Below are 19981 nucleotides of genomic sequence, written 5' to 3' on the forward strand. Positions count from 1 at the left end.
CTCTCTACAGATTCGATATCGCACTGGACTACCAAACATTTAAACGCCTCGTGACTTTCAAGCCAAGCCAGACGATGCACATGCAACACCCCCCCCAACCCTACCCATCCTTAACCATACTTTAGTCGAGCCCCAAACACGAAACTTATACCCAAAAAGCCTTGCTATATTGCAAGCTTCAATTTCAGCAGCTATAGTGAACAAACGTTTTCGAAAAAATCACCAGAAACTACACTTCTTAAACTTAACCTAGTGACTTCGTATGTTCTACTCTAGAAAACTGAATCGAGACACCGGACTAGTCGAGGTCTGGGAGTGCGAATGGTCGAACCCTGGCCTCGGAATGGCAAAAAAAGAATACATTAGAAAAATTGGTAATGAAGAAGATCTAGACTCTAACGAAAGCATTCGAAGTTTTTCTGCAGCATCCGCTGTTTGCTGGGCACCAGGGCGTACAATAGGTAACATAGCCGTAAGCTCAGAAGAAGTATTTGGTCACTTTGAAGGAAAATCAGGCAACGATGCCGTTTTACCTTGCCACATAATACCATGTGGAAAGTTTAGAAATGGAGCCAAGCGCTGGTATTGCAAAACCCATCAAATGCACTGGGGCACTCTAGCCGACATCGAAGCACTTCCAGAGTCTGGCGAAGTGCAGTGCAGCAATCATGCTATGCCCATGAGCTATGTCGTCGATCCAACCATAGTGGATTTCAATGAGTTTGAAGAAATTGGGATCTGGTGCTCTTTGCCACCAGCCTTATCAAGCCGCGACATTCAAAAAAGACCTCCAAAAATTCATTTACACAAACGATTTTCTGGTGCCACTAATAAACACATAGATCGTGACTACGATGCGATCATCTGCTCTTACAACCAAGACATCGGATTATTTTCCAGCACAGAGATCACACAAATTCAAGTAACTCCTCCGGCAGCATTTGAATTTGTAAGATCAATTGAGGAAGAATATGAAACTGAGTGCGTATCATGTAAAAAATGCGGTTACCCGCACTTGGACTTAGGTAGCTTTGCAAGACACCCACATTCCAAACACTTTTGTGGAAATTGTGGTAATGACAGTGTGATAAGCTCAGGAAAAATAATTTCAACCCCCCTAAAACCACTGCACGATCAGTTCCACCGCGCTAACGAATATTGCAGCCCAGATCGAAAGTTAAATCTAGATGAGTACAAAGGACATCATTATGACGTCTGGTCCTCTACACCTGCCATTCTCTGGTCAGCTAATCGACCTCAAGAGCGAGGAATTCACGTTCACATATATGATGGTGACAGCAGAAGACGCATAATCGACGACACATACAATGAGGTTATATTTGAAGGTAAAACACTGAACCGAAAAGAACTATGGGACATCATGGTATCAAATACCGTATATTAAAACTCTCATAAATATCAGGGCGCCAACTCTATGAGCGCCCAGCAATCCAAATCTTCTAAGACCACACTGTATTATTCATCATACTTCCCAACATCTCATCACGACAGAGATATGCTCCACGATAGACCACACTACCAAATGTATCATCTATAATGCGCCTACCATCAACGCTCAAGTGAACATGGATTCCCCGCTCTTGTGGTCTAGCGGCACTCCACATAATGGCTGGGGTCGACGCCCAGAGCGAGAACTCACACCCTCCAAACTCATCTATATTGAGATGTTTGGTGGAATCAATATACCCATATCCTTTATTATAGCAACGGTGTAGCGGATACAATGGAGTAGATGTACTAGGCACATACGTCCATGTACTATCTCTCCCACAGTTACCACAGAGATGCTTTTTATGTGGCTTTTGATTAAACACACCCAAATCTAAATGTGGTGAGCCGCAGTGAGTGCAGTTAAAGCACGTCACAGGGATTCCATGCTCTAATGCCAGCATAAAATCACTAACAGCAGGTGGAGTAATATGAATTTTATTAATTGACGACGGTGCAAATAGATGAAATTTCGGATCAACTACAACCGCCAGCGCATCGAAATCTTGGTCTATTACTTTACGACCTTCAATGGAGTCTCGTACATGCACATGAATGCGTGGACGTCGTTGAGGCGGAGTTCCGTAGTTTGTCAAGGCAGGAGGAAGAGAACACCATATTCCAACTTCGGCATGGTTGCTAGGTCGCAACTCATAAGGATTAGCCACATAAGACATAGGCTGAGACCATTGAGCACACCTAGTAGCTCCCGAACTAGCAGCATCCTCGATATCAGCTAAAGTTCCCCAATGTTTTTGGTGAGTACGACACCAAAAACGACTTTTCCCGTTCCGATAAAGTCCAGCATCGACTATTTCACATTCAAGAATCTCATCTACACCACTGCTCCCAGGAAATCTGAGTAGAACATTGGGATTTGTGGTTGCTATATTTCCTAGAGTCCGCCCGAATGCCCATGATACTGCCTCATTTGCATAAAACGCATTTGAAATCAGCATCAGAGGCTGCTCAACCCCAAGATACACACGATTATATTTAGCCGGCGGCTTTTTAGTCAGATCCCACTCATAACCCCAGAGATCATTGCCACCACCTGCACGTGCTATTCTTTCAAGCTCCATCTACAACCCTCCCTGTCTGCCTCCTAAACTTCACCTCACTTTATATACGATATCAAACTGCCACTTCAAGCGCTCTTTCTGCAAAATTCGTCCATAAGGAGGAAATCAATAAGCATTAGCTTTAACTTTAAATAACGCCCACTTTAGACTTAAGTCTAATAGCAATTTATACCATACATGTGTGATATGCCTTGAAACGTATCTGCGTCCTGCAATCATTTTTCTCCGTATTTAAGTCACTTTCACTTTCGCCTGAGGCGGCAACAAAAACCGAAGTGTGTGTGTTTATAAAATCGTGACCAAGCTTAGTACTATGCTCAAACAATAATTTTTTTAACCAACCGACCAGAAATGCAAAGCCATCGACGCGCTTCGCCACTGCATTCAATAGACTGGCACCGACCGTCAGCACACGACATAAGGAAGAAATGTGTTATCGAAATAGCCTTTAGCGACAAGGCGAGCGACACCTCTCTACGCAGGCACGTAAAAGTAGCTCAACGGCACCAATCGCTTAGTCTCTGGATCGGTAGCTGGATAATGCGCCATCAACGTGCGAGCCAATTCATCCAGCGTCCACATTGTCAGATGCACGTTAGCCCGCTCACCCTCATAAAGCGCCTCCTTTGTGAACCCTCCAGTGCTCACATACAGCCCTCGGTCCTCCTTGTGCCGCCCACCAAGAAAGCTACGGATCTCATTACTCCCCATCCGTACATTTCGATGCTTAACCTCGACAACAATGCGCGGCGGCTCAAATCCAAAGCCATCGGGCGAAGCGATGATATCTTTGCCACGATCAGCACCGGCTGGGGAGACGAGCGTTTTGTAGCCCATCGCTCGTAAGATGCCAGCGACCAGCTCCTGCATTTCAGACCAGTCCAGGCTATTGATTTGGTCCTTGATACGCTCGAAAGCAATCTCCTGAACACCTTTCAGCGGATCTTCAAGAGCTTCGGGATCGTCGATTAAGTCCTTCGGCGGCGCCGATACGTCTTTACCGGTAGCAAGGGCAAGCAATTCCTTCTGAGCAACCTCCGCGACGTTAAATATGGTTAGCGTGGACCCCAAGCTATTTCTGCTGACGCTGTTTAGCTTGTCGCGATCGACCTCATGCGGATACCACTCAACAGGCCTGGTCAACGACATCCCATCGTCTGCCAGATCGGGCCGAAGCTGGCATGCGCCAGTGAAGCGACCTACCAAGTAGGTCCGGTTCGCAGGCGAGTAAGTGACGACCGTATCGCCTTCTTTGATTTCGTTAACGAAACGGAACACCTGAGAAGCACCCGATACGGCGCTAGCGTCCTTAATACCAGGTTGGAGTTCCTTATAAGCTTGGATCAAGGCCTTCCGGGAAACGCCAGGCTTTGCGGCAAGTGCTAACTGAGCCCAACCGATGGCTGCCAGATTGCGATCCCTGAAGTCGTCATAGAGACGACCGCCATCACCTCGAACCATCCACATTGTTGGCATATTGGTACTCATCCTTTCCAGGGAATCGGGAACGTGAATGTACCAATGGTGATAGCACCGTGTGAATCAAAGCTCTCAGAAAGCTAGCCATAGACACTCCTGGGCAAATGCCCAGCTCAGATAACACGGGCTGGCGATTCAAAATGAAAGCAAAGCACACTGCGGCAAGCGCTACCGACAATAGCGATTTAATAAACCAGTCTGCATAGCTACCGGCCTAGGGCGCTGCCGTGATCAGATCGACATCAGCGATTAAATGAAATTTACAGCCGAAATTGAGCAGCGCACCCTCGGCGCTCCCATACCCGACGCCCATTGCCGCGAGCTCTCACGAAAAAAGGCCTTGCTGAGCAAGACCTTTTTTCTCTCAAAGCGCGAATGACTCGCCCTTCTACCTCACCTCAACAATATCCAAAGCCCGATTCGCCAGCAGTTCACTCACCTCAATCACCTGCAAAATCCCCATCGCAACGCGCCGTCGCGATCCCTCAAGGTCAAACGCCAGATCATTGATCATGGCATTGGCCGCAGCCAGGTTTTCACTGAGACTGGCGAGCAGACACTCCGAATCAACATCAGGCGCGATGCGGAAGATGCTGTTGGGATTGTCGGACGTTTCTTTCTTCGGCGTAGGCTTCAGATAAAAATCCAAAGCCCGTTCAGCAGCTTCATCGAGCTTCTTGTTACGAGCAGACTGAGCGCGAGACACATGCTCATCTGTAGCTGGCGGATTCGGTGTAATTTTAGCCATGGTAAAGCTCCTAGAGTCTGTTGGAGCTACCACCATTCGCTGCGAAACGAAGTATTGGGTGGCAGCTGTACGCGGGTTCGCAGACCGGGACTCTAGGGACCGGCAGACCCGAAGGTCTCCCACGCACAGCCACCTCTGACGAAATCACAGACATGGGCGATCTGCTTTCGAAGGTGACGTTGTGCGCCTATAGAGTCCGGGCTGCGAAACCCGATCACTGATGCTCAGTGACAGGATTCAAACTACCGACGCCCTCCAAGACGCACAAGCCGGCGGATTCTGGCGTAGTTGTAGGCAATGGCGCAAGGCGATGTCGGTCGTGGCTGGTCTCGTGGAGACACGATAAACAGCGGGCCGGAATATTGTTTATACACCGCTATCGCGAGCAGGCTCGCTCCCACAGAGGAGCTTGCGTCAGGCATTTCAAACATAGGGATGGCCGAGCGGATTTGCTCGTGAATGTCGTGCGTCAGCGTCATTTAGCCAAGAGCGGCGCTGCGGTTGGGGAAGTGTACGACGGGCTGCTGCACTACTTAAGAGAACTCATCGCTCCAGGTGCACAGTGCGGAAATGCATTCGCGACCGGCTGCATCCTTGCAGCCAGTCGCGAAGAGGGTTACGACTCGTTCTTCAATAGAGCTTGCGAGCAATGTCGCAATGAATCAGGCGGGATATCTCGATCATATCCACGACGGTTTTGTCATCGACCGCAAACCCGCTACCTGAACCCCCTACGTTGCTGTTACTTGAGGGTGACGTCGAGCATCGGCGGGATGTAACCGTAGTCGTACTCGGCCACCACGAACGTCTGCAGCCCTTTTATTTTCATGCCCACCGTGGGTGCCTCGGTGCCACCGACACGAATCTGCGTGCCGGTTTCGTCGGTCGGTACGCTGTCGATGAAGGAGGTCACCAGGCCGTTTGGCATTACATAGTGCGAGTAGGTCTGGAATGGCTGCGAGGACGGGTTGCCCAGCACCAGGCCGGAACCGTTCAGCGGCACGTAAGGGCCGAACAGCGAGTCCGCGACGAAACCGTATACGCCGTCCGGCCCGGTTACACCGTCGGCGTAGGTGAAGGTATGGCTAATCGTGAACAGGTAGTACTTGCCATCCTGGAACACGAAGTGCGGGCGTTCGGTCTGGTCGTTTACCCCGACGGCGGTCAGCAGTGGCGGCAACATTTCCCAGTCGTCACCGTCTGCGTCGCGGGCTACGGCGATGCCGACACAGGCGGTCTGGAAGCGCGAGTTGCCGACATCTTCATAACCCGGCGGCACGTCGCCGATTTCTGCCTCTCCTACTTTGTGCGAGCCGCGCTCACCGGCCACGTTGCCCTCGAACAGCATGTACAGCTTGCCATCTTTCGGGTCGCGGAAAGGCCATGGGTCGCGGAAACCCCAGAAGGCGTTTTGTGCTTCGGTCTGATACATGTTGCCGTCAGCCTCGAACAGCGGCTTGACCTTCTCGAAGCCGACCATGCTGACACCGTGTTCAGTGGTCACCACCCGACCACGCACCTTGACGATGGTCGCGCCTGGGGTGACGGCGGTGTAATACAGGTCCACTTCACCTCGGTCGTTCAACAGAATCGGCGTACCGGCCCATTCGCGAGCGGTCGGCGAAACGCCTTCGGCCATCACGCGGCCACCGAATTCCCAGTTCTTGCCGGTACGAGAGAACCAGTAGTACATCTTTGCCCGACCGTGACGATCGTTCCAATCGCGGAGGATGTCGTAGTTACCGTCCTCGTCGAGGTATTGCGGGTCGTTTGGATGACGATCAGCCGTCAGGGTGAAGATCACCGACCAGCCATCGACGGACGTCACGTTACCGTCCAGGTCGCGCAGGGGCATGGTGTCCCAGATGAACACGTCGTTGTTCAGTACCGGGAAATCCGCGCTGACCAGCGGTTGAGTGGTGGTGGGATCATCGGCCCGGACTTTCAACGCGTCGGCGCGGGTCCAGAGGCTGGGTTGATGGGGGGTTACACCGAATTTTTCAGTGGTGGTTTTCATGAGTTATTGCCTCGTCCATGAATGGATTCAAATAAATAGTGATTTAGAAATACTGTATGTACATACAGTGAAGCCACCTTATAGGGGGTTATGCATGTGGGTCAAGCATAAAAATGCATTTGTGCATAATTTGGTTTTTTCTTTCAGCTGATACGTTTCAGCCGTGAACGTTTGCAGAAGTTAGTTCTTGGGTAGATCGACGACGTTGCCTGCACGGTCGGCGCTCTGAACGCTACTCGGTGGAAAGCGCGCGTAACTGGGCAATGGGTGGAGGCAGTGCATAGGGGGATGGGGCAACTGAGCCTGCGCGTTTTGCGCAGAGGTCAATGCAGGGTGGGGAGCCACACGGGGTTTAGATTTGTCGCCGTCGGCGGCATGAAGGGAAGCGGGTCGTGGTGAGCTGCTTGCGAGGTGGTGAGTCAGCGGTTTTGATGTTGACTGGTAAAGCGCTATCGCGAGCAGGCTCGCTCCCACAGTGGGGGGTGTGAAATGCCTGTTATGGCGGTGGGTCACGAATGCTCAGCCACTCAATACCCGGGGTAAGCGCGGCTCTGGATTTCACACATCGAGGTCAGGCTCGGTCTAGGCAATCGCGCAAACAAAACTCCTGACGCGGCCGGCTTCAACACCCAACAAGCCTATTTCGGTTTCATCAATGGCTTGGAGTTGAACCAGGTTCATGGCTTCGCGCCGGTAAACTGCACTGCCCTCTGAATCTGCATGAACCACATACCCCCCAGGCTTTACGCCTACACGACCTTTATCGAGAACAATACTGGCCGAGACCAGGATATGGAAATCCAGGACGTTGTTCTTATGCAAAACCGTCGCGCCAATGAAATGCTCTGCGCATATTTCCAAAGCCATTTGCAGCCCATGGACCGCTGGGGTTTCCCGATAACTGCCTGGCATGAATATCTTATCTTCCCAGAACTGCGCGTCATTCAGCTCTTCCAGCCCATCGTTTCCTATGTTGGGGTAACGTTTATGCTGGTAAAAAACGTTTCCATTCCAAATGATGAAGCCTGTATTTCTAACGATTCCGTTGCCGGCTTCTGAACCCTCTGTTTCGATTGTTGCGATCCGCTCCTTCGTAGCCCTTGCATAATCGCCATAAACCCCTTTGTTCATGCGGTCCCGCCCCGGGATTTCATTCACAACCGTATCTATTTCCGCACCATATTTTGCCTTGTTGATATTTCTGGTCTGCCCCCATGATTTCAACTGCTGGGTTCCCCTTCTCAGCTTCCTGGAATCTGGGCGCAACATTGACTTGAACCAAAGCGTCGTGCCTGGGACCAGTATCAGCCATGGATTTATCTTTGAAATATCTATCAATGTTGCCCGGATGATTTCTTTTTCTTCCTCCGAAATAAACGAGACAGGCATTTCCTTGGAGAAAAGATACTCGGGGGCAACGACGAGACAATAATCCAGTTGATGTCGATCGATATGTTTGGCGAAGGCCGTTCTCGCCATGTACAGCAAAGCCCCGATTCTAAGCTGTATGCAGAGAAGACTATTCTCGACGGGGACTCTTAATCTGCGTGTATCGAAGTCCCAGACCACCACCAGCACGTTCGGCATCCTTTCCTCCCGCCTGGCTGCTGAGCGGTGCCGCAAGCCGGGTTGGCCGCATTCGTGTGAGAAGGCACTTGGCGCATATTCCAGGAAAATTCAGCTTAGATGAGCCAGGACGATTTGGCCGGCAGCCCCTGAAAAATATTTGTGAAACGCAAGAATCGAGGCTTTTTTGGATGCCGCAAAAAAAACGGGCAGGTGACCAACCTGCCCGACGCCAACGACCTGACCCATCAACCCAACGTATTCAAACAAACCACCTTCGGCTGGGTCATTTCCTCATACGCAAACCGCACCCCTTCCCTGCCCAAACTCCCGTACTTGGAACCGCCAAACGGCATCGCATCAAACCGGAAATCCGAGGAGTCATTGATCATCACGCCCCCCGCCTCGATCCGTCGTGCAGCGCTCATCGCGGTGCTGAGGTCGTTGGTGAAGATCCCGGCGTGAAGCGCGTATTCAGGTTCGTTCGCCAACGCGATGGCTTCATCGAACGTGTCGAACGGCTGCAACACCACCACCGGCGCGAAGGCTTCGTTGCGCCAGAGTCGGCTGGAATGATCGACGTTTTCCAGGACGGTGGCGGCGTAGCAGGTGCCTTGGCGGCGGTGGCCGCAGAGCAAGGTGGCGCCTTGTTGCAGGGCTTCGTTGACCACCTGTTCGGCGTTCTGCGCGGCTTGTTGGGTGATCATCGGGCCGATGTCGGTGTTGGCGAGCAGTGGGTTGCCGACGACGAGGGCTTGGGCCTGGTTGACGAAGCGTTCGCGGAAGGCTTCGTAGATCGGTGCGTGGATGAGCAGGCGTTGGGTGCCGATGCAGTTTTGCCCGGCGGCCCAGAAGGCGCCGGAGACGCAGCTGTCGACGGCGGCGTCGAGGTTGCAGTCGCCCATGACGATGACGGGGGCGTTGCCGCCGAGGTCCATGGCGAGTTTTTTCAGGCCGGCGGTGCGGGCGATTTGTTCGCCGGTGACGAAGCCGCCGGTGAAGGAGATCATCCGCACGTCGCGGGCGGCGACCAGGGCTTTGCCCAGTTCCGCGCCGCCAGTGGCGACGGTGACCACGGTTTCAGGCAGGCCGGCGGCGACCAGGTACGAGACCAGTTTGAGCGCCGATAACGGTGCCAGCTCGGACGGTTTGAGGATCACCGCGTTGCCGCCGGCGATGGCCGGGCCGAGTTTGTGGGCGACCAGGTTCAGCGGGTCGTTGTAGGGGGTGATGGCGACGATCAGGCCCAGGGGTTCGCGGGTGAACCAGCCCTGGCGCGATTCGGCGCCTTCGTAGGCGTCGAACGGTACGATTTCGCCGGCGTTGCGCTTGGCTTCTTCGGCGGAGAGCTTGAGGGTGTTGACGCAGCGTTTGACTTCTTTTTCCGCCTGTTTGAGGGTCTTGCCGGCTTCGTCGACGATCAGCCGGGCGAAGGCTTTGGCGTCGCGTTCGATGTTCAGTGCCGCTTGTTCGAGGATGCTTGCGCGGCGATGACGTGGGAGGGCGGCGCAGGCTTTTGCGCCGTTGCGTCCGGTCTCGAGCAGGTGTGGGACTTCTGAGGCGCACACGTCGGCGACGGTGCCGACGACGCTGCCGTCAAACGGGTTGAGGACTTCGATGTGCGGTTCGACGACCGCCAGGGCCAGGCGCGATACGTTCACAGGTTGTGCTCCTGTTTGCGGGTTGCCGATTGGTGGATGTGGATGATGTCCGACAGCAGTGCGAAGGCGGTTTCGGTGCGGCCGGCGCCCGGACCGGAGACGGTGACGGCGCCGAGCAGTTCGGAGGTGAACGACACGGCGTTGGTGGCGCCGCTGATGCTTGCCAATGGGTGGTCGTTGCTCAGCAGGCGTGGTTCAACGCTGGCACTGATGGAGCCGTCGGCCTGGCGCGTGGCGGCGCCGATGAGTTTCCAGCGTGCGCCGTCGTGGCGGGCTTTTTCGATGTCGGCGAGGCTGAGGGCGGAGATGCCGCGGCAGGTGACGTCGTTGACGGTGAGTTTGGCGTCCAGCAGTTCGTTGGCGAGGATCACCACTTTCAGGCGCACGTCATGGCCTTCGACGTCTGCCGTTGGATCGGCTTCGGCGTAGCCCAGGGCTTGGGCCTGGCTGACGGCTTCGGCGAACCCGAGGCCGCCTTCCATGCAGGTGAGGACGAAGTTGGAGGTGCCGTTGAGGATGCCTTCGAAACCGCTGATCGAGCTGCCGGCCAGGGACTGTTTGGCGAGGCGAATGACCGGGGTGCCGCTCATCACCGAACCTTCGTATTCGAATGCGACGTTGTTGCGCTGGGCCAGGGCTTTGAGCTCGGCGCCGTGCAGGGCGATGGGGCCTTTGTTGGTGGTGACCACGTGTTTGCCGCGCTCCAGAGCCCAGCGGCAGAACGAGGTGGCGGGCTCGCCGTCCACCGGATTGGTGAAGGTGGCTTCGGCGATGATGTCAGCGCCGCAGTCTTTGATCACGGCTTCGTTGAGGGCATCGACGGTGCCGCCGGGCAGTTGGGCCATGGCGCCTTTGGTGGTGGGCAGTTTGGCCAGCAATGCGGCGTCGAGGCCGTGGCGGTCCATCACCGAACCGAGGAACAGGTCGGTCACGCCGACGATTTTCAGGGTGAAGCCGAGTTCGGTTTTCCACTGTTGGTTGCGCTCGGCAATCAGTTGAGCCAATGCCCGGTTCACACCGCCGAAGCCGACCAGCGCCAGTTTGTATTCAGTCATTTTTGTTATGTCCTTGATCCGGGTGATTGGAGTTGTTGGGATCTAGGTTAGGGAGGTGGCGTGGGCAGTGAAATATGCCAATTTGCTCTATTTTTTGGGCGTTTTGACCAAGGGGTGGGCAAAGCGGTAGGTGTGGATTCAATCGTTCCCACGCTCTGCGTGGGCATGCATCCCGTGACGCTCTGCTTCACCTCGAGAAGCGGAACGCGGAGCGTCCCTGGCGGCATTCCCACGCGGAGCGTGAGGAACGATCGTTCACAGCCCTGCGACATGATCGTTCCCACGCTCTGCGTGGTAATGCATCCCGTGACGCTCTGCGTCACCCTCCCAGAAGCGGAACGCGGAGCGTCCCTGGCGGCATTCCCACGCGGAGCGTGAGGAACGATCGTTCACAGCCCCCGCGACATGATCGTTCCCACGCTCTGCGTGGGCATGCATCCCGTGACGCTCTGCTTCACCTTCCAGAAGCGGAACGCGGAGCGTCCCTGGCGGCATTCCCACGCGGAGCGTGAGGAATGATCGTTCACAGCCCCTGCGACCTGATCGTTCCCACGCTCTGCGTGGGCATGCATCCCGTGACGCTCTGCGTCACCTTCCAGAAGCGGAACGCGGAGCGTCCCTGGCGGCATTCCCACGCGGAGCGTGNATCGTTCCCACGCTCTGCGTGGGCATGCATCCCGTGACGCTCTGCGTCACCTTCCAGAAGCGGAACGCGGAGCGTCCCTGGCGGCATTCCCACGCGGAGCGTGAGGAACGATCGATATACCAGCCCCTGCGACCTGATCGTTCCCACGCTCTGCGTGGGCATGCATCCTGTGACGCTCTGCGTCACCTCGCAGAAGCGGAACGCGGAGCGTGGGAACGATCTGCACTACCGGGCTCAGACCACCGACGACAACACAAACGACGTCACGGTGTTCTCCACCCCCGGCAACGCCGAGATTTCTTTCCACACCTTGTGCACCCGCTCCGGGTTCGCCGCGCCGACCCGCAGCATCAAGTCAAACTCGCCGCTCATCACATCGCACTGCAGCACTTCGGGCATGGCTTGCAGGGCCTGCAATACCTCGGCGCCGCGCATGCGGTCGTAGCGGTAGACGAAGATCACCGCGTTGATGTTCGACGACGCGTGCGCGCCCTCGCCGGTGCGCACCGTGTAGCCCTGGATCGCGCCGTCGCGTTCGAGGCGTTCGATGCGTTGGCGTACGGCGTTGCGCGAGAGGTTGACCTTGGCCGCCAGTTCGGCGTGGGCGGCGCGGGCGTTGAGGCGCAGTTCGGCGATGATGCGTTCGTCGAGGGGGTCGAGCATTCGCTTCATGGGGCCTCCGGTTATAGGGCGCCGAGCAGTTGATGGAGGGCACCGAGGTCGTCCGGCTGGATGCGATGAATCTGCGCCGGGCCATGCTCGGAAACCGGGCGTTGTGGCGCCGCGATGTGGATCCCCAACTCGCCGAGCAACACCGCCGATTTGACCGGCGATATCTCGCCCAAGGTCACCATCGGCGCCACCAGGCTGCGCCGGTACAAGCGCGCCGCGAGCACACCGGTGGCGGTGTGTGGGTCGATGACGTAGCCGGTGTCGCGATGCAGCGAAGTGATCTCCTCCAGCGTCTGCTCATCGCTGACCGCGTACGAGTCGATGATCATCCGCGCCTGCAACCAGAACTCGTTGGCGATGGTCATTTCGCCGTGGGTTTCGAAGGTGTGCATCAGTGCGCTCACGGCCTGGTCGTCGTGCCCATAGAGCTCCCAGAGAAACCGTTCCAGGTTGGAAAAAATCGACAAATCCATGGCCGGCGACAGGGTCTTGCTGGCGCGCAATCGCGAGTAGTGGTTCTTCAAAAAGAACTGATGCAGCGCGTCATTCTGGTTGGTGGCGACGATCATCTGCGTGATCGGCAAGCCCATCTTCTGCGCGATGTAGCCGGCATAGACTTCGGCAAAACTCGCCGCCGGCACGCTGAAACCAATGGGCCGCTGACCGCCGCCCAGTTGCAGCACGGCGTGGAAATAAAACACCAACTGCGCCATGACGCTGACCCAGTTGCTGGAATTGAAACTGATCGCCTCATGCTGGCGGAACAGTTGGGTGACCAAGGTCTGGCATTCATCGAAACTGCCATCGACGGCCACTTGATGAACCCGCGGATGCGCCGTCGCTTGCAGGTCTTGAAGCTGGTCTTGGGGTACGCCGGCCTCGGGATAAATCACCACCACGTCGGTCTCGTCGCAGTGTTTGAAAGCCTCGATGGCGGCCAGGCCGGTGTCGCCGTTGGTGACGCCAATCACCACGGCGCGACGCCCGCGTTTACGCAGGAAGTACTGCACCAACCGCGCCTGCAATTGCGCGGCAAAATCTTTCGAGGAACGGGTCGGCCCGTGGAACAACTCCAAGACCCATTCGTTGCGATCCACCTGATGCAACGGCGCCAGGGAGCGATGACTGAACTGGCTGCCGGCCTCCTTGAGCACCCGCTTGAAATCGGCCTCGGGGATCGCCTCGCCCACGAACGGACGCATCACTCGATAGGCCAGTTCGTCGTAGGACAAGGTCGACCAATTGGCGATGTCCTGGGGTTCGAAGTGCGGCAATGTGACGGGGACAAACAGGCCGCCATCCTCGGCGATGGCCGACAGCACGACTTTTTCGAAGTCGACCTGCACGGTTGAATTTCGGGTACTCACATAGCGCATGGTCAACTCCGTAAAACAGTTCATTTAAAGCGATGCGCCTGCTCCACCAGCCAGGTGGAAAACCGCGCCGCGTCCGGGTGCTGCTCGGCCCCGGAACTGCGCACCAGGTAGAACGATTCGCTGGCTTCGATACGCTGGGCGAAGGGCTCGACCAGGCGTCCGTCGCCGAGCATGTCACTCACCATCGACGAGCGCGCCAGGGCGATGCCCTGCCCCAGTTCAGCCATGCGCAAGGTGCAGACCAGCGTGTCGAATTGCATGCCGGTCGAGGAATCCACCGAGTCGGCACCGACCATTTTCAGCCAGTAACCCCAGCCCTCTTCGTAGCCCAGCACATGCAGCAATGGATGCTTGGCCACGTCCGCCGGCACTTTCAGCGTCGCCATCAAGGCCGGCGAGCACACGGGGAACAAGGTGTCCCAGGTCAGGCGTTGCGACACCAGGCCGGGCCATTGACCGTGGCCCCAGCGAATTTCCATGTCGTCTTCGCCATCGAGTTCCTTGACCCAGATGTTGCTGATGTAGCGAATGTCGACGTGGGGATGGGCCTGGCGAAAATCCACCAGTTTCGGCGCCAGCCAGTGCACGAAAAACGCCAGGCTGCCGCGCACCTTGATTGGCCGGCGCTTGTGCTGGCCAAAGATTTCGTTGGTGCCCACCGCCAGTCGCGTGATCGCGTCCTGTACCACCGGCAGGTAGGCCTGGCCTTCCTCGGTCAGGCCCAGGCCACGGGGTAAGCGCTTGAACAGCGCCACCCCCAGATGGCTTTCCAATTGGCGGATCTGCTGGCTGACCGCGCCCTGGGTCAAAAACAATTCGTCGGCGGCATGGGTGAAGTTCAGGCAGCGGGCGGACACTTCAAACGCCCGCAGCCAGTTCAACGGGGGCAACGTTTTTTGCTTCATGATCTGTACCTCGTTGACCCCCACGCACCGGGCACGTTTGCCCGCCCGTCGACGCGCCTTAGAACGCGTCGGACGGTTGTGCCACGAGGGCAACCGACAAGCGTCGCTCGCGGCTTTTGCGGGTAATGTAATACACGAAGTAACACCAGGCGATGAACGGCAGGCCGAAGTACAGCGCCACCCGCTGTTCAGGGTCGAAGGCGATCCCGATACACGCCAGGCTGCAGCACACCAGCGCCCCCAGCGGCACCCACGGATAACCGCGAACACGGAACTTGAGGTGGCGAATGTCGCCGCCGTTGGCCACATAGTGGCGGCGGAAAGCGATCTGGCTCGCGGCGATGCTCATCCATACCACCACCACGGCCAGGCCGGAAATCGACACCAGCGCCAGGTAGATGGTGTCGGCGGCAAACACGCTGCTGAGCAACGACGCCGCGCCGCCGGCCATGCTGACGATGATCGCGTTGAGCGGCGTGCCCATGCGGGTCAGGGCCGAGAACTGCTTGGGCAGGTGGCCTTGGTCGCTGAGGGTCCAGAGCATCCGCGAGGCGGCGTACAACCCGGAGTTGGCCGCCGACAACAGGGCGCTGATGATCACGAAGTTCATGATGTCGGCGGAGTACGGAATGCCGATGTAGGTGAACACGGTGACGAATGGGCTCTCCACCAGACCGGCTTGCTCGCGGGGCAGCAGCGTCGCGAGGACAAAAATGGTCCCGACGAAGAACACCGCCAGGCGCAGCACGGTGGTGCGGATGGCGCGTGGCACATTGCGTTGCGGGTCCTTGGTTTCACCGGCGGCGATGCCGATCAGTTCAGTGCCGGAGAACGCGAAGGAGACCGCCAGCAGCGTCATCGCAATCGGCATGAAGCCGGTAGGAAAAAGTCCTTCGCGGGTGAAGTTGCTCAAGCCGATGCTGTGGGCCTGATCAATGTTCAGCAGGCCGAGAATCGCGCCACCGCCGATCAGCAGGAACACCACCACGGTCAGTACTTTGATCAACGACAGCCAGAACTCGGTCTCGGCGAACAAACGCACCGACACCACGTTGGTGAGGAACACCACGCCGGCGAACAGCGCGCTCCAGATCCACACCGGCGTGTCGGGAAACCATCGGGTCATGAGGATGCCGGCGGCGGTGAATTCGGAACCGATGGCCACCGTCCACGTCAGCCAATACAGCCAGGCCACGGTGTAACCGGTGCCCGGCCCGAGGAAGCGCGTGGCGTAGGTGCTGAACGAACCGGTTTCCGGCATCTGCACCGCCAGTTCCCCCAGGCACATCATCACCATGTAGACCATGAGCGCGCCAATGATGTAGGCGATCACCGCGCCCATGGGGCCGGCCTGGTTGACGGTGTAGCCGGAGGTCAGGAACAGGCCGGTACCGATCACGCCGCCCAAGGCCAGCATGACGATATGGCGCGTCTGCATTTCCTGCTTGAAGCCGGCCCGCGTACTCGTTTGTTGTTCTGTTATGGACATGGTTGTTCTCATGAAATGTCAGGGCGCGCATCTACGTCTGCGCGAGTAAGACAAGCGCCACTGAGCTTTTATTATTATTCCTATTCATGAACGCCCCATTCACAGCCTTGTTATGGGGTACCAACTTTCAAACTTCAGTTTGCGGTCTCGATGTGGACTTCATTGAGCTGCGGATTGAGGGTCTTTTTGACGAAGGCGAAGGCCTGTTTCAGATCGTCCAATAGATCGTCCGTGTCTTCGATGCCCACCGAAACCCGCACCAGGCCTTCGGAGATGCCCAGGGCCAGGCGTTCTTCCAAGGTGTTCTCGACATGGCTGGTGGTGCGGGCCGGGCCATAGATGGTTTCCACCGCGCCCAGGTTGCCGGCGCAATGGGCGAAGCGCAGGCGCGGCAGCAGCAGCTTGACCGTGTCCATGCCGCCGACCAGGACAAAACTGACGATGGCGCCGAAGCCGGACATCTGCGCGCAGGCCACGGCGTGGTTCGGGTGACTCGGCAAGCCCGGGTAATTGACCGCCTCCACCAGCGGTTCGGTGCAGAGGAATTCGGCCAGGGCCCGGGCGCTGTGCTGTTGCTGGCGCATGCGCAGCGCCAGGGTCTTCATGCCGCGGATGATCAGGTACGCCGAGAACGGGTCGAGGCTCGCGCCATTGATTTCCCGGTAATGCCGCACTTGGGCCATCAAGGCTTCGCTGCCGCATACCAGGCCACCGAGCACGTCGCCATGGCCGCTGAGGAACTTGGTCGCGCTATGAATCACCACGTCCACTCCCAGGGCCAGCGGGCTCTGGTTCAGCGGCGTGGCGAAGGTGTTATCGGCCACCACCAGGGCGCCGACACGCTTGGCCGCTGCTACCAGACGCGGGATGTCGAGGATTTTCAGGGTCGGGTTGGTGGGGGTTTCCAGGTAGAGCACCTGGCAACCTTTGGCGATTTCACGCTCCAGATCGTCGTGATCGAAGGTCTCGCACAAGGTCACCGCCACGCCGGTGCGCGGCAGGAACTCTTCGAAAATCTTGTTGGTGCCGCCGTAACTGTCCTTGGTCGACACCACCCGATCGCCATGGGCCAGGAAGGTGTAGAGCACGCTGCTGATCGCCGCCATGCCGCTGCTGAAGGCCACGGCAGACTCGGCCATTTCCAGCTCGCGAATCTTGGCTTCGAGGGTCTCGACGGTCGGGTTGCTCATGCGGCTGTAGATAAAGCCGGGGGCCTTGCCCAAGGCGACGTCGTACCAGACGTCGATGTCGTCATAACCGTACGCGGCGCTGGCCACGATAGGGGTTTGCGTGGCGTTGTAGGGGTGCCTGACTTGCTCCCCACCCCAAACCGCCCGGGTCCCTGCTCCCGCGTTATCAAGCCCTGTGCTGTCAGGTTTATTGTTCATTGAGGCTACTCACACTGAGGGGGTGGACGTTGAGCCATCCACCGGATCTGAGGGCCAATATAGGGAAAAGCCGGGCGGCCGAGAAACGATGTTATCGGTGCCAAAGGGGTGGTTTTTTTAATGGCTGGAGGCGAAGTCGCGACCTGCAAGTCACTGATAAACCTGTGGGAGCGAGCTTGCTCGCGATGGCGGTGGGTCAGCTGCCATTGAGGGTGACTGACCCTCCGCTATCGCGAGCAAGCTCGCTCCCACACTGGAGTTGTGGTGGCATCGAGAATGCGTGAGCGCCTGCTCTACAGGCGACCGTTGACTTAAAGGCTGTGTGAATCATCGTGGCGAGGGAGCTTGCCCCCGCTCGGCTACGCCGTAGGAGCTGCCGAGCGAAGCGAGGCTGCGATCTTTCCATAGCCAGTTGAGTATCAAGCGAAAGATCCAGATCAAAAGATCGCAGCCTTCGGCAGCTCCTACCACGGCCCAGCGGAAGCAAGCTCCCCCGCCACAGGTTATCGATCGTTCCCACGCTCCTGCGTGGGAATGTCGCCGGGGACGCTCCGCGTTCCGCTTGTGGATGTGACGCAGAGCGTCACGGGATGCATTCCCACGCGGGAGCGTGGGAACGATCAATAACACTGGGGGCGGCGTTGATTTTTTGCTGTGTGGGCCGCCCTCGTTGATTTATTTTCGACACTTAACTCAACCAATACTTACCTCACGCAACCTTGACTTTTTTTAACGTATCTATCAAAGCACATTCTAGTTCAGCCCAACTCTTAGCTTCTGTAGAGCATACAGGAGAGTCCCAGTTGCAGCCCGACACAAGAAGAACCCTGAAGCATCCACTCTCACAGAACTCAGGATACCAACCAATATCTATTATTTGCTCAAGCGGAAAAGAAGCCTGGAATATATCTTCCTTTAAATCGTCTATACCAAGCAGAACATCCCTTGATTGATCCAGTCTTGAAAGATCATCAAAAACTACAGTCCCGCCAAGCTTAGTTACTTCATGCAAACCCACACACTCCCCCTTCATTCTATAAGCATCCCTGAATGCATCTTCGATGTACGCAGAGCGTCACTGGTTGCATCATTCTTCCAGCTCACAAATTAGCTGGGCAAAGGGTTAATTTTTCGAAACTTAGACTTATAAAAAACGGAGGTCGCATAAGACAGCCCTCCAACTCAATCATTGTTTTCGTTCCATTGATATCAATTATCGCAACCCCATCCTCAGCCATGGAGACTAGAGACGCGCTTAGAAAAATGACCCTATCCTTTATGCTCAATGAAAAACGACCACCTGAAACATCGACATTATTTCCCCACGCAAACTCTTCATCTATCTCAAATTCCACATCATGTTGTTCACCGACTTTCGGAATATCGGCCGACCAAGTCGCGACCGCGCTTCCAAAATCTGTCGAAAAAGCTACTGAGATATTGCCACTGACGCTCCTAACTTCATCTATTTTTATTTTCATTTTTTGCCATTCGCCAAAGGAACGCGCACAACTGTATTGTCAACACCCATCACATTCCCCTTCAACTCATACGTCCATACCCCCTCATAATAATGGTGCTTGGTTGGCTTGCTGTTCATTTCATAGGCACCGTAACGAAAAATCTATTAGGGCTTCCAGAAATTAATACCCTCCATACGCCGCTCGATATCGTCCATATCATCTTCGCCTAGAGTTGTATCAAACCCTTCACTGATGATCCTTCTAATTTTAGCGAGCTTCTGGGTTACTTTTTCATTATCTATGAACTCCGTGGTGGCGCGCTGGTACTTTTCAATTGGCTTATCACCGTAGTAGCTACCCATCTTGTGTAGCGATATCAAAATAAACTCAATTTCAGCTAGAGCTTCAAGTGCAGACTCCCCGGAAATAACGATTTCCTTATTTCTCTCTAACATTACTTTCTCCGCTTAAAGGTTGGATTTTCTAATTTTAGATTCCGCTTGATGGTCAGCTCCATCGTGCCATGCCTTGGGTTTTTGACCCATTCCAGTTTAGATTCGATCATTCCCACGCTCCTGCGTGGGAACATCGCCAGGAACACCCCGCGTTCAGCTCTGGATGTGTCGCAGAGCGTCACGGGATGCATTCCCACGCAGGAGCGTGGGAACGATCAAAGGGGTGGTTTTTTTAATGGCTGAGGGCAAAGCCACGACCTGTAAGTCACTGATAAACCTGTGGGAGCGAGCTTGCTCGCGATGGCGGTGGGTCAGCTGCCATTGAGGGTGACTGACACTCCGCTATCGCGAGCAAGCTCGCTCCCACACTGGAAATTGTGGTGACGTCGGCACGTGGTCTCGCCCTTGGAAACGCAGCGGTTGTTCCAGTCGCTTGCCGTCGCCGTGCCGGAGCTCGGTGAGTTTGCCGT

Annotated in this window: 16 protein-coding genes; 1 reads left to right on the plus strand and 15 read right to left on the minus strand. The window is 56.0% G+C overall.

Features of this window, described 5'->3' with window-relative positions; genetic code table 11:
* Positions 1–343 precede the first annotated feature (343 nt).
* Positions 344–1405: a hypothetical protein gene (locus ASC85_RS31890; protein WP_201785308.1), complete on the plus strand. Its 1062-nt coding sequence runs from the start codon at positions 344–346 to the stop codon at positions 1403–1405.
* Positions 1406–1460: 55 nt separating this feature from the next.
* Here the strand turns inward: ASC85_RS31890 and ASC85_RS32415 are convergent, their stop codons facing one another.
* From ASC85_RS32415 to ASC85_RS28410, 15 genes are all read right to left on the minus strand, one after another.
* On the minus strand, positions 1461–2591 hold the full coding sequence (locus ASC85_RS32415) for a hypothetical protein (protein WP_156395725.1): 1131 nt from the start codon (positions 2589–2591) through the stop codon (positions 1461–1463).
* Positions 2592–3065: 474 nt separating this feature from the next.
* Positions 3066–4067: a restriction endonuclease gene (locus ASC85_RS28350; protein WP_057452274.1), complete on the minus strand. Its 1002-nt coding sequence runs from the start codon at positions 4065–4067 to the stop codon at positions 3066–3068.
* A 391-nt stretch (positions 4068–4458) separates the two neighbouring features.
* Entirely contained in the window at positions 4459–4818 is a 360-nt protein-coding gene (locus tag ASC85_RS28355; protein WP_057452275.1) for a DUF6124 family protein, read from the minus strand.
* A gap of 742 nt (positions 4819–5560) precedes the next feature.
* Positions 5561–6835 (minus strand): glycoside hydrolase family 68 protein, encoded by a 1275-nt coding sequence (locus ASC85_RS28360; protein ID WP_028237608.1) that lies wholly within the window; start codon positions 6833–6835, stop codon positions 5561–5563.
* 582 nt (positions 6836–7417) lie between these two features.
* Positions 7418–8422: a hypothetical protein gene (locus ASC85_RS28365; RefSeq protein WP_057452276.1), complete on the minus strand. Its 1005-nt coding sequence runs from the start codon at positions 8420–8422 to the stop codon at positions 7418–7420.
* Between the two features lie 227 nt (positions 8423–8649).
* Positions 8650–10062: an aldehyde dehydrogenase family protein gene (locus ASC85_RS28370; protein WP_057452277.1), complete on the minus strand. Its 1413-nt coding sequence runs from the start codon at positions 10060–10062 to the stop codon at positions 8650–8652.
* Positions 10059–11117 (minus strand): homoserine dehydrogenase, encoded by a 1059-nt coding sequence (locus ASC85_RS28375; protein WP_057452278.1) that lies wholly within the window; start codon positions 11115–11117, stop codon positions 10059–10061. The genes ASC85_RS28370 and ASC85_RS28375 overlap by 4 nt, the downstream gene beginning before the upstream one ends.
* Positions 11118–11997: 880 nt before the next feature.
* Positions 11998–12435 (minus strand): Lrp/AsnC family transcriptional regulator, encoded by a 438-nt coding sequence (locus ASC85_RS28385; protein WP_057452280.1) that lies wholly within the window; start codon positions 12433–12435, stop codon positions 11998–12000.
* 11 nt (positions 12436–12446) lie between these two features.
* A complete protein-coding gene (gene thrC / locus ASC85_RS28390) occupies positions 12447–13811 on the minus strand; it encodes a threonine synthase (protein WP_057452281.1) in 1365 nt (454 codons plus the stop codon).
* Positions 13812–13831: 20 nt separating this feature from the next.
* Positions 13832–14716 (minus strand): LysR substrate-binding domain-containing protein, encoded by an 885-nt coding sequence (locus tag ASC85_RS28395; protein ID WP_003205954.1) that lies wholly within the window; start codon positions 14714–14716, stop codon positions 13832–13834.
* 58 nt (positions 14717–14774) lie between these two features.
* Entirely contained in the window at positions 14775–16205 is a 1431-nt protein-coding gene (locus ASC85_RS28400) for an amino acid permease (RefSeq protein WP_057452282.1), read from the minus strand.
* 134 nt (positions 16206–16339) lie between these two features.
* Positions 16340–17593, minus strand: coding sequence for a cystathionine gamma-synthase family protein (locus ASC85_RS28405; RefSeq protein ID WP_057452283.1), 1254 nt, complete (start codon positions 17591–17593; stop codon positions 16340–16342).
* 709 nt (positions 17594–18302) lie between these two features.
* The gene (locus ASC85_RS31900; RefSeq protein ID WP_430458888.1) at positions 18303–18605 is read right to left on the minus strand and encodes a hypothetical protein; all 303 of its coding nucleotides are present in this window, start codon (positions 18603–18605) and stop codon (positions 18303–18305) included.
* A gap of 88 nt (positions 18606–18693) precedes the next feature.
* On the minus strand, positions 18694–19074 hold the full coding sequence (locus tag ASC85_RS32420; protein WP_156395727.1) for a hypothetical protein: 381 nt from the start codon (positions 19072–19074) through the stop codon (positions 18694–18696).
* A 146-nt stretch (positions 19075–19220) separates the two neighbouring features.
* Entirely contained in the window at positions 19221–19511 is a 291-nt protein-coding gene (locus tag ASC85_RS28410) for a hypothetical protein (protein ID WP_057452284.1), read from the minus strand.
* Between the last annotated feature and the right edge of the window lie 470 nt (positions 19512–19981).

The sequence above is a fragment of the Pseudomonas sp. Root401 genome (assembly GCF_001425105.1).
GTDB classification, from domain to species: Bacteria; Pseudomonadota; Gammaproteobacteria; order Pseudomonadales; family Pseudomonadaceae; genus Aquipseudomonas; species Aquipseudomonas brassicacearum.

Coding starts and splice junctions, on each gene's coding strand:
- ASC85_RS28410 (WP_057452284.1), bottom strand. CDS start 19,511: ATGTTAGAGAGAAATAAGGAAATCGTTATTTCCGGGGAGTCTGCACTT.
- ASC85_RS28350 (WP_057452274.1), bottom strand. CDS start 4,067: ATGCCAACAATGTGGATGGTTCGAGGTGATGGCGGTCGTCTCTATGAC.
- ASC85_RS31890 (WP_201785308.1), top strand. CDS start 344: ATGGCAAAAAAAGAATACATTAGAAAAATTGGTAATGAAGAAGATCTA.
- ASC85_RS28405 (WP_057452283.1), bottom strand. CDS start 17,593: ATGAACAATAAACCTGACAGCACAGGGCTTGATAACGCGGGAGCAGGG.
- ASC85_RS28365 (WP_057452276.1), bottom strand. CDS start 8,422: ATGCCGAACGTGCTGGTGGTGGTCTGGGACTTCGATACACGCAGATTA.
- ASC85_RS28395 (WP_003205954.1), bottom strand. CDS start 14,716: ATGAAGCAAAAAACGTTGCCCCCGTTGAACTGGCTGCGGGCGTTTGAA.
- ASC85_RS28360 (WP_028237608.1), bottom strand. CDS start 6,835: ATGAAAACCACCACTGAAAAATTCGGTGTAACCCCCCATCAACCCAGC.
- ASC85_RS28355 (WP_057452275.1), bottom strand. CDS start 4,818: ATGGCTAAAATTACACCGAATCCGCCAGCTACAGATGAGCATGTGTCT.
- ASC85_RS32415 (WP_156395725.1), bottom strand. CDS start 2,591: ATGGAGCTTGAAAGAATAGCACGTGCAGGTGGTGGCAATGATCTCTGG.
- ASC85_RS28385 (WP_057452280.1), bottom strand. CDS start 12,435: ATGAAGCGAATGCTCGACCCCCTCGACGAACGCATCATCGCCGAACTG.
- ASC85_RS28400 (WP_057452282.1), bottom strand. CDS start 16,205: ATGTCCATAACAGAACAACAAACGAGTACGCGGGCCGGCTTCAAGCAG.
- ASC85_RS28375 (WP_057452278.1), bottom strand. CDS start 11,117: ATGACTGAATACAAACTGGCGCTGGTCGGCTTCGGCGGTGTGAACCGG.
- thrC (WP_057452281.1), bottom strand. CDS start 13,811: ATGCGCTATGTGAGTACCCGAAATTCAACCGTGCAGGTCGACTTCGAA.
- ASC85_RS32420 (WP_156395727.1), bottom strand. CDS start 19,074: ATGAAAATAAAAATAGATGAAGTTAGGAGCGTCAGTGGCAATATCTCA.